The sequence below is a fragment of the Flavobacterium aquariorum genome (assembly GCF_003254745.1).
In the GTDB taxonomy this organism is placed as follows: Bacteria; Bacteroidota; Bacteroidia; order Flavobacteriales; family Flavobacteriaceae; genus Flavobacterium; species Flavobacterium aquariorum.
This window is the reverse complement of record NZ_QKXH01000001.1, coordinates 336,424-353,133: the sequence shown is the minus strand read 5'-3', so window position 1 is coordinate 353,133 and position 16,710 is coordinate 336,424. Positions and strand designations below refer to the sequence as shown.

Annotated in this window: 18 protein-coding genes; 15 read left to right on the top strand and 3 right to left on the bottom strand. The window is 33.1% G+C overall.

What is annotated here, in order from left to right:
* Positions 1-118: 118 nt before the first annotated feature.
* The gene (gene purD / locus DOS84_RS01570; RefSeq protein ID WP_111408566.1) at positions 119-1,393 is read left to right on the top strand and encodes a phosphoribosylamine--glycine ligase; all 1,275 of its coding nucleotides are present in this window, start codon (positions 119-121) and stop codon (positions 1,391-1,393) included.
* A 68-nt stretch (positions 1,394-1,461) separates the two neighbouring features.
* On the opposite strand, the gene DOS84_RS01565 is transcribed toward purD, so the two are convergent.
* A complete protein-coding gene (locus DOS84_RS01565) occupies positions 1,462-1,692 on the bottom strand; it encodes a DUF6341 family protein (protein WP_111408345.1) in 231 nt (76 codons plus the stop codon).
* A gap of 145 nt (positions 1,693-1,837) precedes the next feature.
* On the opposite strand from DOS84_RS01565, the gene DOS84_RS01560 reads away from it, so the two are divergent.
* On the top strand, positions 1,838-2,767 hold the full coding sequence (locus tag DOS84_RS01560; protein ID WP_111408344.1) for a DUF6427 family protein: 930 nt from the start codon (positions 1,838-1,840) through the stop codon (positions 2,765-2,767).
* On the opposite strand, the gene upp is transcribed toward DOS84_RS01560, so the two are convergent.
* Positions 2,762-3,415, bottom strand: coding sequence for a uracil phosphoribosyltransferase (upp, locus tag DOS84_RS01555; protein ID WP_111408343.1), 654 nt, complete (start codon positions 3,413-3,415; stop codon positions 2,762-2,764). The genes DOS84_RS01560 and upp overlap by 6 nt on opposite strands.
* Before the next feature lie 88 nt (positions 3,416-3,503).
* Here upp and DOS84_RS01550 point away from each other — a divergent pair, with 88 nt between their 5' ends.
* Together DOS84_RS01550 and DOS84_RS01545 are read left to right on the top strand one after the other, a co-directional pair.
* Positions 3,504-4,109, top strand: coding sequence for a DUF4254 domain-containing protein (locus tag DOS84_RS01550; RefSeq protein WP_111408342.1), 606 nt, complete (start codon positions 3,504-3,506; stop codon positions 4,107-4,109).
* A 46-nt stretch (positions 4,110-4,155) separates the two neighbouring features.
* Complete coding sequence (locus DOS84_RS01545) at positions 4,156-5,166, top strand: glycosyltransferase family 9 protein (RefSeq protein WP_111408341.1); 1,011 nt, start codon at positions 4,156-4,158, stop codon at positions 5,164-5,166.
* 45 nt (positions 5,167-5,211) lie between these two features.
* Here DOS84_RS01545 and DOS84_RS01540 read toward each other — a convergent pair whose 3' ends face one another.
* Positions 5,212-6,264: a ferredoxin--NADP reductase gene (locus DOS84_RS01540; RefSeq protein ID WP_111408340.1), complete on the bottom strand. Its 1,053-nt coding sequence runs from the start codon at positions 6,262-6,264 to the stop codon at positions 5,212-5,214.
* A 136-nt stretch (positions 6,265-6,400) separates the two neighbouring features.
* On the opposite strand from DOS84_RS01540, the gene DOS84_RS01535 reads away from it, so the two are divergent.
* The 11 genes from DOS84_RS01535 (at position 6,401) to atpA (ending at position 16,674) form a co-directional block, all read left to right on the top strand.
* Entirely contained in the window at positions 6,401-7,870 is a 1,470-nt protein-coding gene (locus DOS84_RS01535) for a DUF5687 family protein (RefSeq protein ID WP_111408339.1), read from the top strand.
* 46 nt (positions 7,871-7,916) lie between these two features.
* On the top strand, positions 7,917-8,612 hold the full coding sequence (locus DOS84_RS01530) for an ABC transporter ATP-binding protein (protein ID WP_111408338.1): 696 nt from the start codon (positions 7,917-7,919) through the stop codon (positions 8,610-8,612).
* 87 nt (positions 8,613-8,699) lie between these two features.
* Entirely contained in the window at positions 8,700-11,321 is a 2,622-nt protein-coding gene (gene porW, locus DOS84_RS01525) for a type IX secretion system periplasmic lipoprotein PorW/SprE (RefSeq protein WP_243636301.1), read from the top strand.
* A gap of 2 nt (positions 11,322-11,323) precedes the next feature.
* Complete coding sequence (locus DOS84_RS01520) at positions 11,324-11,707, top strand: bactofilin family protein (protein WP_111408337.1); 384 nt, start codon at positions 11,324-11,326, stop codon at positions 11,705-11,707.
* Positions 11,697-11,930 carry an AtpZ/AtpI family protein gene (locus DOS84_RS01515; protein WP_111408336.1) on the top strand — a complete coding sequence of 78 codons (234 nt, stop codon included), beginning with the start codon at positions 11,697-11,699 and terminating at the stop codon, positions 11,928-11,930. The genes DOS84_RS01520 and DOS84_RS01515 overlap by 11 nt, the downstream gene beginning before the upstream one ends.
* 13 nt (positions 11,931-11,943) lie before the next feature.
* Positions 11,944-12,336, top strand: coding sequence for a DUF6168 family protein (locus DOS84_RS19285; protein WP_111408335.1), 393 nt, complete (start codon positions 11,944-11,946; stop codon positions 12,334-12,336).
* Between the two features lie 119 nt (positions 12,337-12,455).
* The gene (gene atpB, locus DOS84_RS01505) at positions 12,456-13,610 is read left to right on the top strand and encodes a F0F1 ATP synthase subunit A (protein ID WP_111408334.1); all 1,155 of its coding nucleotides are present in this window, start codon (positions 12,456-12,458) and stop codon (positions 13,608-13,610) included.
* 95 nt (positions 13,611-13,705) lie between these two features.
* Complete coding sequence (gene atpE / locus DOS84_RS01500; protein ID WP_100842815.1) at positions 13,706-13,897, top strand: ATP synthase F0 subunit C; 192 nt, start codon at positions 13,706-13,708, stop codon at positions 13,895-13,897.
* Between the two features lie 126 nt (positions 13,898-14,023).
* Positions 14,024-14,524, top strand: coding sequence for a F0F1 ATP synthase subunit B (locus DOS84_RS01495; RefSeq protein ID WP_111408333.1), 501 nt, complete (start codon positions 14,024-14,026; stop codon positions 14,522-14,524).
* Positions 14,525-14,526: 2 nt separating this feature from the next.
* On the top strand, positions 14,527-15,060 hold the full coding sequence (atpH, locus tag DOS84_RS01490) for an ATP synthase F1 subunit delta (RefSeq protein WP_111408332.1): 534 nt from the start codon (positions 14,527-14,529) through the stop codon (positions 15,058-15,060).
* 36 nt (positions 15,061-15,096) lie between these two features.
* Complete coding sequence (atpA, locus tag DOS84_RS01485) at positions 15,097-16,674, top strand: F0F1 ATP synthase subunit alpha (RefSeq protein ID WP_111408331.1); 1,578 nt, start codon at positions 15,097-15,099, stop codon at positions 16,672-16,674.
* Positions 16,675-16,710: the final 36 nt, after the last annotated feature.

Sequence of the window (16,710 nt, the reverse complement as noted above, 5' to 3'; positions counted from 1 at the left end):
GCCACAACTATTGGTGATTTAGTTACAACTTTTTGACATATAATTATTTTTTACGTTCAAAAGCAATTATTTTTGCACCATCTGTCAAAAGACAGCAATGCAACTAAATAACTACATCATGAATATTTTACTATTAGGATCAGGAGGAAGAGAACATGCTTTTGCATGGAAAATGATTCAAAGTCCACTTTGTGACACCCTTTTTGTAGCACCTGGAAATGCTGGTACTGCTCAAATTGCAAAAAACATTGATATCAGTGCCACTGATTTTGAAGCCATAAAAGCATTGGTAATCAAAAAAAATATAGAAATGGTAGTTGTTGGGCCTGAAGACCCGTTGGTAAAAGGCATTTATGATTTTTTCTTAAATGATCAAGCTTTAAAACACATTCCGGTAATTGGGCCTTCAAAAATTGGGGCAACATTAGAAGGAAGTAAAGAATTTGCCAAAGAATTTTTGATGAAACATAAAATTCCAACAGCAGCATATGATAGTTTTACTGCTGAAACCGTTGAAAAAGGATGTGAATTTTTGGAAACATTGCAACCTCCTTATGTATTGAAAGCAGACGGTTTGGCTGCAGGAAAAGGAGTTTTAATTATTCAGGATTTGGCCGAAGCACAGTCTGAATTAAGAAATATGTTGGTACACCAAAAATTTGGTGAAGCAAGTTCAAAAGTAGTTATTGAAGAATTTTTGGATGGAATAGAATTGAGCTGTTTTGTGTTGACGGACGGAAAAAGCTATAAAATTTTGCCAACAGCCAAAGATTATAAACGCATAGGCGAAGGCGATACAGGTTTGAACACGGGCGGGATGGGAGCAGTTTCTCCAGTTCCTTATGTAGATGCTGTTTTGATGGAGAAAATAGAAACACGTATAGTTAAACCTACTATCGAAGGTTTTCAAAAAGACGGAATTCCATATAAAGGGTTCGTATTTATAGGACTTATTAATGTCAATAACGAACCAATTGTTATTGAATACAATGTGAGAATGGGTGATCCTGAAACAGAGGTTGTTGTCCCTAGATTAAAATCGGATTTAGTTGAATTGTTTTTGGCTGTAGCCAATGAAAAATTGGACGAATTCAACTTGGAAGTTGACGAAAGAAGTGCCACTACAGTTATGATTGTTTCTGGCGGATATCCTGAAGATTTTGAAAAAGGAAAGGTAATTACTGGATTAGAAACAGTTACTGGTTCTATTGTTTTTCACGCAGGTACCAAATTGGATAACGGAAATGTGGTAACTAACGGCGGAAGGGTCATGGCAATTACTTCCTATGGAGATAATTTTCAAGAAGCCTTAAATAAATCATATAAGAATGTAAATCAATTACATTTTGAAAAAATGAATTTTAGAAAAGATATAGGATTCGATTTAATCTAAAAATAAAAAACACGAATTGAACAAATAGTAAGTTCAATTCGTGTTTTGATTTTAGTTGGATTTGATTTTTATTCCAAAAAAGAATGAGCCGTTGTGTCTTGATCTTCTTCTCCGTTTTCTTTTTGTAATTTCAATTGTTTAATCCAATAAACGATAGCAACTGAACAAATAATCATAAAGATCCAGTTGATAGTATTGGCACCAAACCATGATTTAAGCTCTAATGAACGTAAAAAGTCTAAAGGAGCGAATAAAATGTTTACAAATAAGTATTGTATTCCTTCAAAAAATGATGTCATAATGTATCTCTTTTATTTTATTATTTTATGTTTTGGAATTTAGAACATCAAAAAATTAAATTTTCTATTGAATCTTTTTTAATCTTGTTCCATTCCTTTTTAAACAAGTATTATATTTACAGTCACAAAAGTATAAAATATCCTTATGATAACAAGTGTTTTTAAAAAATCTACACCATTAAATTTTTCTTTGGTAGTTATTTTAATGCTAGTTTTCTTTTTTCTATATCAAATCCAAGATGCTACTTGGACAAATTCAGTTATTTCTATTTTAAAAAGTATAGGACTACTAGTGATTTTGTTGGGGACTATTTTTCTTTCCAGTTTTATTTCGAAACGCAATGGATTGAGTAGGGACAGTACTTACACGGCATTTTTTTATTTTTTATTCCTGCTTTTTTTCCCAAATTTATTAAATAACGCTAATCTGATTTTAGCCAATTTTTTTATTTTATTGGCTCTTAGAAGGCTTGTTTCTTTGCAGACATTAAAAGAAACAAAAGAGAAACTTTTTGACGCCTCATTATGGATTTTTATAGCGGCTTTATTTCAATTTTGGAGCATTTTGTATATTCTTTTGGTTTTTATATCCGTAATATTCCATGTTTCCAGAGATTATAGAAACTGGGTTATTCCTTTTATTGCTCTTTTTGGAGTATCAATTTTATTTCTTTTATTTTCTTTAATTTTTGATTTTCACAGTATCGCTTTTTTGCTGGAGAAAAGCAAAATCAGCTTAAGTCTTGACTATTTTACCAATAATTATCAAAATGCAGCTTTTTCTATTTATGTCACAATCGCTTTGTTTTTTGTAATATCGATGTTTTCAACATTGTCTAGCAGACCTTTGGTATTGCTTTCTTCGTATAAAAAAGTAATAGCTTCTTTTTTTATCGGTATTTTAGTCTTTGTTTTATCAGCCAATAAAAGTAATGAACTATTAGTCTTTACTTTTGCGCCGTTGTCAATAATGGCTACTTCTCATATTGAAATATCGCAACCAAAACTGAAAGAGGAAATCGTTATGTTTGTCCTTTTGGTTTGTAGTTTTTTTACTTTTTTCTCTCAATTATAGTTTATCTCCATAAGCCAAATCTCCTGCATCTCCAAGACCAGGAACAATATAACTTTTATCATTGAGTTTTTCGTCTAGAGAGGCAATCCAAAGATGGCAGGTGTCAGGTAAATTTTGTTTTAGATACGAAATGCCTTCAGGTACTGCAATAATAACGGCGATATGGATTTCTTTTGGGGTACCTCTTTCCATTAGTTTGTTAAAAACAGCCACTATAGATTGACCAGTTGCCAACATTGGGTCTACCAACAAAACATTTTTTCCATTAATATCAGCAATAGCTTGATATTCCACTAGTATGTCAAAGAAATCGTCATGGTTTGGATGGTGTCTGTATGCCGAAATAAAACCATTTTCGGCATTGTCAAAATAGTTCAAAAAACCTTGGTGCAAAGTTAATCCTGCCCTTAAAATGGAACATACAACTAGTTGATCTGCAATTTCAGTTGTTTTTTTGACGCCAAGAGGTGTTGTTATCTCAATATCTCTGTAATGAAAAGACTGACTCATTTCATAAGCCATAATCTCTCCAATGCGTTCAATATTTCTGCGAAATCGCATACTGTCTTTTTGAACTTCGATATTCCGAATTTGACTCAAAAAGTGGTTAAGCACACTATTTTTTTCTGATAAATAATGAATTTCCATGGAGTTGTTATTAGAAATTTAATTTGTGGAGTTTTTTTATACTATCAAAAGTATAAAAAGTATCTTTGTATTTCTAAAATCATAAGATATGTTTTCAAAATTAGCTTATTCAGTATTTGAGCAAAGTATAAAAGATTATCACCAATTTGATAATGTTGACCAGCCTATAAACAATCCTTTTCCAAAAGATAAATTCGAACATTTGTTGTATCTAAAAAACTGGATAGACACTGTGCAATGGCACTTTGAAGATATTATTCGTGACCCGAACATTGATCCGGTCGCAGCTTTGGCTCTGAAAAGAAGAATCGATGCTTCGAACCAGGAGCGCACCGATATGGTTGAATATATCGATAGTTATTTTCTTCAAAAATACAGTCATGTTGTTGTTAAGAACGATGCAAAAATCAACTCTGAAAGTCCAGCTTGGGCTTTTGACAGGTTGTCTATTTTGGCGCTGAAAATTTATCATATGAATGAAGAAGCAACTCGTGCAGAAGCTTCACAAGACCATAGAGACAAATGTCAGGCCAAATTAAACATTCTTTTGGAACAAAGATCTGATTTGTCAATGGCAATTGATGATTTATTGAAAGACATCGAAAATGGAGATAAATTCATGAAAGTGTACAAACAAATGAAAATGTACAATGACGATGATTTGAACCCTGTTTTGTATCAAAATAAAAAATAATTTTTTGGCAACAAATTTGTCTCCAAAAATTAAACATATAGCCGTCATGAGACTCTCCGCAATGGGGGATGTCGCCATGACGGTTCCTGTTTTACGTGCTTTTGCAAATCAATTTCCAGAAGTAAAAATCACGGTAGTTTCCAGGCCTTTTTTCAAGCCTTTTTTTGACGGAATTCCCAATCTCTCTTTTTTTACTTTTGACGAAAAACAGAGACATAAAGGGTTTTTGGGTTTGTGCCGATTATTTCAAGATTTGTCGGCATTGAATATCGATGCTTTTGCCGATTTGCACAATGTACTTCGTTCCAAAGTAGTACGAACATTTTTTGCTGTAAGCGGAAAAAAAATAGCTTCAGTAGATAAAGGCAGAGAAGAGAAAAAAGCCTTGACCCGTTTCGAAAATAAAATTTTCAAACCATTGACCACGATGTTCGAGAGGCATGCCAAAGTGTTTGAACAGCTTGGTTTTCAAGTGGATTTAACCAACCCAATATTTCCTAAAAAAGCTATTTTGGATTCGCAGATTTTAAATTTGATTGGTAATTCGCAACAAAAACTAATCGGGATAGCTCCTTTTGCGCAATACGATTCTAAAGTATATCCTCAGGATTTAATGCAACAAGTGATCGATACTTTAGCATTAGATCAAAACAATACCATTTTGCTTTTTGGTGGTGGAAAAAAAGAAATTGAAGTTTTGAATACGTTAAGTTCTGGCAAAATAAATGTCATCAATATGGCGGGAAAAATTAAGTTTCAGCAAGAATTGCAATTGATATCTAACCTTGACGTGATGCTTTCTATGGATTCTGGGAATGCTCATATTGCGGCAATGCTTGGCATTAAAGTTGTCACGCTTTGGGGCGCTACACATCCTTATACAGGTTTTTCTCCTTTCAATCAACCCTTGGAAAACGCCTTGGTTTCGGATAGGAGCTTGTACCCAAAATTGCCTACATCTGTTTACGGCAATAAAAAAGTGGAGGGTTATGAAGATGCTATGCGAACAATTTTGCCAGCAACGGTTGTTGAAAAAATCAAAACTTCCTTAAAATAAAAAACTTCTCTGAAAAGAGAAGTTTTTACTATCATTTATACAATTTTAAACATCATCATAATCAACTCGAATAGTTGGCGTGGTTGGATGTGCTTGACAAGTCAGGATTAAACCTTCTTCAATTTCGCTGTCGGTAAGGATAGAATTTTTCTTCATTAGTGCTGCTCCAGATGTGACACGCGCTAAACAACTACTGCAAATTCCTCCTTGACAGGAATAAGGCGCATCAATTCCTTGTTTTAGGGATGCCTCAAGAATGGTTTGTTTCTGTGACATTTCGAAAGTTGTCTCATCATCATCGACCATAACAGTGATTTTAGAATGTCCAACCAGCGCTTCTTGAATGGTGTTTTCATGTGAAGAGGTTTTAAAAAGTTCGAATTTTATAGCCGAATCTCTTACGTTTTTTTCTTTCAAAACACCAGAAACTGTATTGATCATTTCTTCTGGGCCACACAAGTAGAATTTTTCAAAATCCAATGCTGCATGTTTATTATTTAAGACAAAATTCACTACGGATTTATCAATTCTACCAAACAAGGCATTTTCGACATTTACTTGACTGTAAACATAATGGATAAATAAGCGTCCAACATATTGCAATTGTAAATCGTGCAATTCTTCATGAAAAATAGTCTCTTCAGGGGTTTTATTTCCGTAAACCAGGACAAATGAACTTTTTGGTTCGCTTTTCAAAACCGATTTTATAATTGATAAAACGGGAGTAATTCCGCTACCGGCCACAAAAGCAATATAATTTTTTTGACGGTCTATTTCGGGTTCAAAAATAAATTTTCCTTCAGGTTTTCCTACCTCAAGTACATCACCTGCTTTTAACTTGGTGTTTGCAAATTGAGAAAAAATACCGTCTTTAACTGCTTTAACTGCAATTCGCAATTCACCGCTTCCAGGAGCTGAGCAAATGGAATACGCACGACGAATTTCGACATTGTCTAATGTCAGCCGTAAATTTATATATTGGCCAGCAACGAAAGTATAATTAGGTTTTAATTCTTCAGGGACATTAAAAAGTATAGAAACAGCATCTTTGGTTTCGCGTTTTACTTCTTTTACAATCAATTTTAAAAAGGATGGCATAGGAATATTTTTTTGCAAAAGTAATAAAACTATTTAGGATTGAAAGAATTTGATATCATTCAAGTTTGAATTCCACTATATTTTTGTAACATTTTCCTACTCTAAACTACTTATTTGCAAAACCAAACAAAAAACCATGTTTACAAAATTTATTTATCTTGAATGGAAGTCCTTTACGAGATCTGCTTCGTTCGCTACGAATGTGGCCTTGAAAATTTTAATGGGATTTCTAGTCCTATATTTTACATTAGTTTTTTTAGCCTTAGGAGTAGGAACTTTTTATATTCTTAAGGAAATGAAACTGGAACCGTTGGTAACCGTAAACAAATTTTTGGTGTATTACTTTTTGATGGACTTGATTGTTCGGCTTTTGCTGCAGGCGATTCCGGTAATGAACATAAGGCCTTTGTTAACTCTACCTTTTAAAAAGCCAACCATTGTGCATTTCTCGCTAGGGAAGACCATTTTATCTTTTTTTAACTTAGTACATGGTTTTTTCTTTCTTCCTTTTTGTGCTGTTTTAATCTATGAAGGCTATGATGTAATTAGTGTTTTGCTATGGGGAACAGCTCTTTTTTTATTGATTTTTTGCAATAATTTTTTAAATATTTTGTTGAATAATAAAGACAACTTATTAGGTGTTTTTATAACGATTGTGGTGATTTTAGGAGGTTGTCAATATTACAAAATTTTTGATATTACTAATTGTGTTTACCCATTTTTCGAAGCATTATTCAACACCAGATGGGCTTTTATGATACCACTTCTAGTTTTAATTGGATTATATTATTGGACCTATAATTATCTAAAAGGGGATTTGTATCTGGATGCGGGATTATCTGTCAAAAAAGATATTGCCAAAACGGAGAATCTTACTTGGTTAAACCAATTTGGAACTTTAGGCACATTCTTGAAAAATGACATTAAATTAATCAAAAGAAATAAGCGCTCCAAAACTACAGTTGGCATGAGTGTGATGTTTTTGTTTTATGGTTTACTATTTTTTTCAGGAGGAGTAGAAGCTTATGATAAACCCATAATGCACATTTTTGCAGGAATATTTGTTTCTGGAGGATTTCTATTCACTTTTGGGCAGTTTGTTCCAAGTTGGGATAGTTCCTATTACCAGCTGATGATGACGCAAAATATTCCTTATCGTGGCTATTTGAATTCAAAATGGTGGCTAATTGTTATTGGAACATTTATTTCGACCATTTTGGCTTCTTTCTATTTGTACTTTGGATGGCAGGTATATCTTACCATAGTGGCGGGAGCTGTTTATAATATTGGTGTTAATTCACATTTGGTATTGTTAGGCGGTGCTTTTACTAAAACGCCAATTGATTTATCAATGACGAAAGGCGCTTTTGGTGACAAAAAATCATTTAATGTAAACACGATGCTGCTTACATTGCCTAAATTACTTTTGCCTGTGTTTTTATATTGGCTCGGGTCTTATATAATGGATCCGAAACTAGGATTGGCTTTTGTGGCATTAGCAGGTGTGTTAGGGTTTATGTTTAGAAACACCGTTTTTTCAATAATCGAAAAGATTTATAAGAAGGAGAAATACAAAACCATCGAAGCTTACAAACAAAAAAGTTAAATTATTAAAAGAGCAAATTAACAAATCAACGATTAAACTTTAATAAATGATACAAGTAAATAATCTTTCCAAAGAATATAGCGGGACTACCGTATTGAATATAGAATCATTAGAAATTCCAAAAGGACAGAGCTTTGGATTAGTTGGTAATAATGGCGCAGGAAAAACCACTTTTTTCAGTTTATTATTGGATTTAATTCAGCCTACAACGGGTTGTGTTTTAAACAATGAAATTCAGGTGAATACTAGTGAAGATTGGAAACCTTTTACAGCTTCATTTTTAGATGAGAGTTTCTTGATAGGCTACTTAACTCCCGAAGAATATTTTTATTTTATTGGTGATTTGAGAGGACAAAACAAAGCCGATGTTGATGCGTTATTGATTCGATATGAAGAATTTTTCAATGGTGAAATTCTTAAAAATAAAAAATACTTACGCGATTTATCCAAAGGAAACCAAAAAAAGGTGGGGATCATCGCCACATTAATAGGGAATCCAGAGGTAATTATCTTGGATGAACCTTTTGCCAATTTAGACCCGACAACGGTAAATAGATTAAAAAAAATCATCAAAGAATTGGCGGATAACCCAAGTATTACTGTTTTGGTTTCTAGTCATGATTTGCAGCATACAGTAGAGGTTTGCGATAGAATTGTAGCATTGAATAAAGGTGAATTGGTTAAAGACATGCCAACTACAAAAGAGACACTCCAAGAATTGGAATTGTTTTTTGCGGTTTAAATTTATATATTTCAAAAAGAAACGTATTTTTACAAGTCATTATACTAAAATACTTTTTTACAAGTTTAATGACCTAAACGTTTTCCTTTGAATAGCAACACATCAAAATACATTTTAGCTACATTATTAATATCTTTCTTGATAGCTTGTTCTACCAAGAAAGATACTTTTTTGGCTAGAAATTCCCATGCTTTGAGTACAAAACTCAATATATTGTACAATGGACAAATTGCTTTAGATAAAGGGGTAAAAGGAATAAACGACAACACTGTTGAAAATTTCTGGAAACGTTTACCTGTGGAGAAAATGCAAGTCAGTGATGATGTGCCCATTGATGGTAAACCCAAAAATGCCGATTTTGAACTAGCCGAGGCCAAAGCAACCAAAGCGATCCAAAAACATTCCATGAATATTGGCGGTCGAGAAAAGAACTATCAAATTGATGAAGCCTATTTATTGCTTGGAAAAGCAAGGTATTATGATCAAAGATTTATTCCTGCGTTGGATGCATTTAATTACATTCTTTATAAGTATCCCAACAGCAGCAATATCTATGATGCCAAAATGTGGCGTGAAAAAACAAATGTTCGTTTAGGTAATGATGTTTTGGCTATAAAAAACACTTCAAAACTCATCAAGGATAACGATTTAAAAAAGCAAGAATTTGCTAATGCAAACGCTATTTTAGCAAGTGCCTTTTTGAATATTGAAGAAAAGGACAGCGCAATCGTTAAGCTTAAATTGGCGAATGACTATACCAAAATCCATGAGGAAAAAGAGCGTTATTCTTTTTTGCTGGGACAATTGTATGAAGAATCAGGTCAAAAAGACAGTGCTATTTATTTTTATCAAACGGTTATTGATATGAATAGAAAAGCCGAAAGAAAATTTGTTATTCAAGCTTACGCCAAAAAAGCGAAACTCAATAATTATCAAGGGGAAGACTATGATTTATTTGTCAAAAAATCCAAAAAAATCATGGAAGACAGAGAAAACAGACCCTATTTGGATGTGATTTACCATAACATTGGAATTTTTTATGATAATAATAATGAGAAAGAAAAGGCATTAGAGTATTATAATGCTTCTTTGGATGCCAAATCTTCCGACCCATATTTGAATGCTTCCAACTATAGAAATATTGGAAATTTATATTTCAAACACACTGATTATCTTTTTGCGGCCAAGAGCTATGACAAATCTTTGGAATTATTGGATCCGAAAACCAGAGAATATCTTCAGATTTCTAAAATTAGAAAAAACTTGGATGAAGCCATTGTCAATGAGGCTATTGCCAAAAGAAATGACAGTATTATCTACGTTACTTCTTTAAAGGGACCGGAACAAGTAGTGTATTATGAGAATTACATTCAAAAATTAAAAAACAGCGATGAGCTTAAAAAACTGCTAGCCGAGAAACAAAAGAAAATAAATGACAATATTGCATTAAATACCGGGACAAATATACCTAATGATGCAACCTCAAATCAAAATGTTCAAGTGGCGAGTCCGCCTTCTTTTGCACCGCCAACGAATAGTAATCCAGCAACAACTTCCAATATATTCTATTTTTATAACCCCAACACAGTTGCTTACGGAAAGATAGAGTTTAAAAAAATATGGGGTAACAGAGCCCAAAATGGTTATTGGAGAGTTTCGTCTGGAACGAATCAAAATCAAAATACACCTGGAAGTAATGCGGTGGATGAGACTACGGATAGCCCAATAGTGTCGACAGAAGTAAATGAAAAATACACCACAGACTATTATCTAAAGCAATTGCCAAAATCACAAATAGCAATTGACAGTATTACTAAAGAAAGGAATGCAGTGTACTATCAATTGGGAGTTATTTACAAAGAAAAATTCAAAGAATATAATTTGGCCTCGGCTAGATTGGAGCAATTATTATTGTATCAACCAGAGGAAAAATTAATTCTTCCTACGAAATACAATTTATATAAGATATATGAAATTACCGATCCGACGAAAGCAGAATCGATCAAAAATGAAATAGTAAGTCAATATCCTAATTCCCGTTATGCACAAATCATTACCAATTCCAGTCCACAAGAGGGTGTTGGGAGTAATACACCTGAGGGAGAATATGACAATCTGTACCGATTGTACAAGCAGGAATATTTTACTTCTGTTTTACAACAAGTGGATGGTTTAATCAATAATTTCACAGGGGAAGCCATTGTCCCAAAATTTGAATTGCTAAAAGCGTATACCATCGGGAAATTATATGGATTGGAAGCTTATAAAAAAGCAATACAATATGTAGCCGATAATTATGCCAACAGTAATGAAGGAAAAGATGCAATTGAAATTCTTAAAACGCAAATTCCGCTTTTGGAAAAAATGAGTTTCAGTACTGTTGATTCTAAAAACTGGAAGGTTATTTTTAGAATTGATAAAAATGATGACAAAACTGCTTTGGCAATCGAAACCAAATTGGCTTTGTTTTTTGCCAATGAAAATGTGGAGAAATTAAAATATACGTGTGATTCTTATACCGAAAAAGAAAGCTTCATTTCTATTCAAGGAATCCATTCCCAATCGTATGCCCAATTTGTAGCTGCTCTTTTTGCAGAAAATGAAAAATACAAAATTAGTCAGCCTGGAATTGTCATTTCAAATGAAAATTATAAAATAATTCAAATCAAGAAAAATCTTGAAGAGTTTCTTTCAATTAAAAAACCGTAATTATGTTTGATAAAAAACCAAAATCCTACACAGATCTTTTAGGAAAAACTAATAGAATTGTAGAAGGTACAACAATACATGGAGACATAATTTCGCCAGCTGATTTTAGATTAGATGGTGAACTGATAGGGAATTTTACATCCAACGGAAAATTAGTGATTGGGCCTGCAGGAAGTGTCAAAGGTGATATCATTTGTAACATGGCAGACATTGAAGGGAAATTTGAGGGAAAAATTCAGATTGAGGACACCTTGAACATTAAAGAATCGGCCAGTATTATTGGAGAAGTTATTATAGGTAAATTATCTGTAGAGCCAGGTGCCACTTTCAATGCATCCTGTGTTATGTTATCTAACACTACTAAAGGGATAAAAAGTGCCGACTAATAATGACCCCAAAAAGAACAACTACAATAAATGGTTGGCCTTGATTAATATCCCAATACAAATGGGAATTATAATTTACCTGTTTGCCTATTTTGGAAATTGGTTGGACGAAAACCATCCCAGTACAAAAGTTTATTATGTAAAAGTGATGGTAATGGTAGGTGTTGTTTTGGCACTCTATAATGTTATCCGGCAAGTAAACGAAATCAACAAAAAACAGTAAAAGCAAAAGCATAATGAACCTTAAAAAAACGCTCCCATTTTTAACTTTATTGGGTCTTTCATTCCTATTATACACGATTCATAAGATGGTTTTCTATGGTTTTAATATTAACCAAGAGACCTTTCACTATTCTCTTGAAACGCTTTATTTGTTTTTCTTCGTTTTGTCGGCTATTATTTTTAAAGTTTTGTTAACAATAAGGGAAAGAAGTTTTGATAATGTTGGAATGTCTTTCCTTTTGGCGACAAGTATAAAGATGGTTTTTTGTTATTTGATTTTGAGACCATTATTGCAAATTCCAAAACCCAATGATCCTACCGAAAGAATAAATTTTCTTATATTGTTTATTGTCTTTTTAACAATTGAGACCCTTTTTACAATACGCTTAGTAAACGAAAAGCAATAATCAATACCTCTGTGAATCAAATTCTCAAAAAAATACTTTTATATGCTTTTGAGTATTAATAAAAAATGTACCTTTGCACCAAATTTTAGAATCGTTAAAAAATAAGATATTTAAGAGATATGGTGATTTCCAACAAAGCACTTAGATTTATTATAGCGACTTTCGTTATATGTCTTCCTTTTATTAGTATGGCAAATCCTGAAAAGGACACTACAATTGTTCAAACTGTAGTAGCACATGAAGGTGCAGAAGCAAGCCACGAAGCACATGCTGAACCAACAGATGTGAAATCTAAAGTAAAAGCATTTATAAAACACCACGTTTTAGATTCTCATGAATTTTCTTTTTTTCAAGATGATGAAACTGGAGTTCATTATGGTTTTTCATTACCTATTATTATTTATGATAATGGTTTTCAAATTTTCTCTTCTTCAAAATTTGAACATGGAGAAGCAGTTGCCGAATCAAATGGAAATTTCTATAAAATAAATCACCACGACGGAAAAATTTACAAAACTGATGCTGCCGGTACAATTACCGAAGATGAAAAATCAGGGCACCCTACAAATGTGCGTCCTTTGGATTTGTCAATTACAAAATCTGTTTTGTCAATATTAATTGCAGCGGTTTTGATGTTTTTCATTTTTACAGGTTTGGCAAAATCATATGCTAAGAACAATGGAATTGCTTCTGGAGCAGGTCGCATATTTGAGCCGGTTGTATTGTTTATTCGTGACGAGATTGCTATTCCAAATATTGGAGAGAAACATTACAAGAAATACATGAGTTATTTATTAACTATCTTTTTCTTCATATTGTTTTTAAATATTTTCGGTTTGATGCCATTCGGTATTAATGTAACAGGGAATCTTACTATTACATTTTCATTAGCTATATTAACGTTTTTAATTACAAACCTTACTGCCAATAAAAATTATTGGGGACACATTTTTTGGATGCCGGGTGTGCCAAAACCGATGCGTATTGTATTGGCTCCAATAGAATTGTTAGGAGTAGTTATTAAACCATTTTCATTAATGATACGTTTGTACGCGAATATTTTTGCTGGACACATTGTATTGATGAGTATTATTGGTTTGATGTTTATATTCAAAAGTTGGATAGGAAGCAGTTTATCATTTGGTTTGTCATTTGCACTTTCTATTCTTGAAATATTAGTTGCGTTTTTACAAGCGTATATTTTTACCTTGCTTTCTGCTTTGTATTTCGGTATGGCGGTGGAAGAGCATCATCATGAGGAAGCTCATCACTAAAATGTTTAGCAGTTAATTTGTTTAACCGATTCAACGATTTAACAAATTATCGATTAAGCCATAAAAAAGAATGTTTAATTTTTAATATATATATTATGGAAGGTTTAAATTTCGTAGGAGCAGGATTAATTGTAATTGGAGCAGGTTTAGGAATTGGTAGAATTGGTGGTTCAGCAATGGATGCTATTGCTCGTCAACCAGAAGCTTCTGGAAAAATCCAAACAGCTATGCTTATTGCAGCTGCACTTATTGAAGGTATTGGTTTCGCAGCGTTATTCGCAGCTTAATTAGGACTTAAAAAACAAACAATAGTTACAACGGTTGGTTGTAACTATTGTTTTAATTAAATGTTGAAAATTATATTAAACAGATTAAATTTTATTTTTAAAAATACAATTTACAATTTATAAAAAATGGAAAAGTTAATAAATCAGTTTGAGTTAGGTTTGTTTTTCTGGCAAGTATTAATATTTATCGGATTAATATTCTTATTGAAAAAATTCGCTTGGAAACCTATTCTTGATGCTGTAAATGATAGAGAAGAAGGAATTAAAAATGCTTTGCTTTCTGCTGAAAACGCTAGAAAAGAAATGCAAAACTTGCAAGCTGACAACCAACGTATTTTACAAGAAGCTAGATTAGAGCGTGACAACATGCTTAAAGATGCTCGTGAAATGAAAGATAAAATGGTCGATGATGCAAAAACTGAAGCTCAAGCTCAAGGTCAAAAAATGATTGATCAAGCAAAAGCTGCAATTGAAAGCGAAAAGAATGCAGCTATGGCTGAATTGAAATTACAAGTTTCAACTTTGTCTTTAAGTATTGCTGAAAAATTATTAAAAGAAGAATTATCTAATAAAGAAGCTCAAACTAAACTGGTTGAGAAATTATTAGGTGACGTAAAATTGAACTAATCATGGCAAGTACTAGAGCAGCAATTCGTTATGCAACCGCAATTTTAGATTTATCCAATTCAAAAGGAGTGTCTGAAGCTGTGAATAATGACATGAAATCTATTGCTTCAACGATTAAGGGTAATTTGGAGTTGAGTACTTTTATTCAAAATCCAACCATTAAAGTGGAAGTGAAAGAGAAAGCACTTTTAGAAGTTTTTGCTACTGTTGATAATGTAACCAAGGGTTTACTTCATTTGTTATTTGAAAACAAAAGATTTGAAATTCTAGATGTCATTGCTGCAGAGTATAGCAAATTGTTTGATATCATGAATAATGTTGAAGTAGCAAAAGTAACTACAGCTATTGCTATGGATGCTGCGCTTGAAGCTAAAGTTTTGGCTAAAATAGCAACACTTTCTGATAAAAAAATCACAATCGAAAATACTGTAGATCCTTCTATAATTGGAGGATTTATATTAAGAATAGGTGATCAGCAGTATAATGCTTCTGTTGCCAACAGATTACAAATATTAAAAAGAGAGTTAAGTAATTAGTTTTATTACACATTAGTGTCTAAATTATAAATTAAGATGGCGGAAATTAAACCTGCTGAAATATCAGCAATATTAAGAAAGCAAGTAGAAGGGTTTGAATCTGGTGCTACGCTAGAGGAAGTAGGAACAGTGCTTCAAGTTGGAGATGGTATTGCTCTTATTTATGGGCTTTCAAATGTTCAATACGGTGAATTAGTTGAATTCGAAAACGGATTAGAGGCTATCGTTTTGAACCTTGAACAAGACAATGTTGGGGTGGTACTTTTAGGACCTTCAACAGGAATCAAAGAAGGATCTACTGCAAAAAGAACACAACGTATTGCTTCCCTTAAAACAGGAGAAGGAATGGTAGGACGTGTAGTTAACACTCTTGGTTTTCCAATTGATGGAAAAGGACCAATCGGTGGTGAATTATTCGAAATGCCTTTAGAAAGAAAAGCTCCTGGAGTTATCTTCCGTCAACCAGTAACTGAGCCTTTGCAAACAGGTGTAAAAGCTGTTGATGCTATGATCCCAGTTGGTCGTGGACAACGTGAGTTGGTTATTGGTGACCGTCAAACAGGAAAATCTACTGTTTGTATTGATACCATCTTAAATCAAAAAGAATTTTACGATGCTGGGAAACCAGTATTTTGTATCTATGTTGCTATTGGTCAAAAAGCTTCTACTGTTGCAGGAATTGCAAAAACATTAGAAGAAAAAGGAGCAATGGCTTATACAGTGATCGTGGCAGCAAATGCTTCTGATCCAGCTCCAATGCAAGTTTACGCTCCTTTCGCAGGTGCTGCTATTGGAGAATATTTTAGAGATTCTGGTCGTCCAGCTTTAATTGTTTATGATGATTTGTCTAAACAAGCAGTTGCATACCGTGAGGTTTCTCTTTTATTGAGAAGACCACCGGGACGTGAAGCATATCCTGGAGACGTTTTCTACTTACACTCTCGTTTATTAGAGCGTGCTTGTAAGGTGATTGCTGATGATGGAATTGCAAAAGACATGAACGATTTACCAGATTCTTTGAAAGGAATCGTTAAAGGTGGAGGTTCTTTGACAGCATTGCCAATTATCGAAACACAAGCAGGTGACGTATCAGCATACATCCCAACAAACGTAATTTCAATTACAGATGGTCAAATTTTCTTGGATGGAGATTTGTTTAACTCTGGGGTTCGTCCAGCGATTAACGTAGGTATTTCTGTATCTCGTGTTGGAGGTAATGCTCAAATTAAATCAATGAAAAAAGTAGCAGGTACTTTGAAATTGGATCAAGCACAATTCCGTGAATTGGAAGCGTTTGCTAAATTCGGTTCTGATCTTGATGCTGTTACATTGAACGTAATTGAAAAAGGAAAAAGAAACGTTGAAATCTTGAAACAAGGTTTGAATGACCCTTATACAGTTGAAGACCAAGTTGCAATTATCTATGCTGGATCTAAAAACTTATTGAGAAATGTTCCTGTGAATAAAGTAAAAGAATTTGAGAAAGATTTCTTGGAATTTTTGAACAACAAACACAGAGCTACTCTTGATGCTTTGAAAGCAGGAAAATTAACAGATGAAATTACAGACGTACTTGAAACTGTTGCAAAAGAAATTTCAGCGAAATATAACTAATCTAGTTAATAGTAATTAGTGATTGGCGAAGAGCTA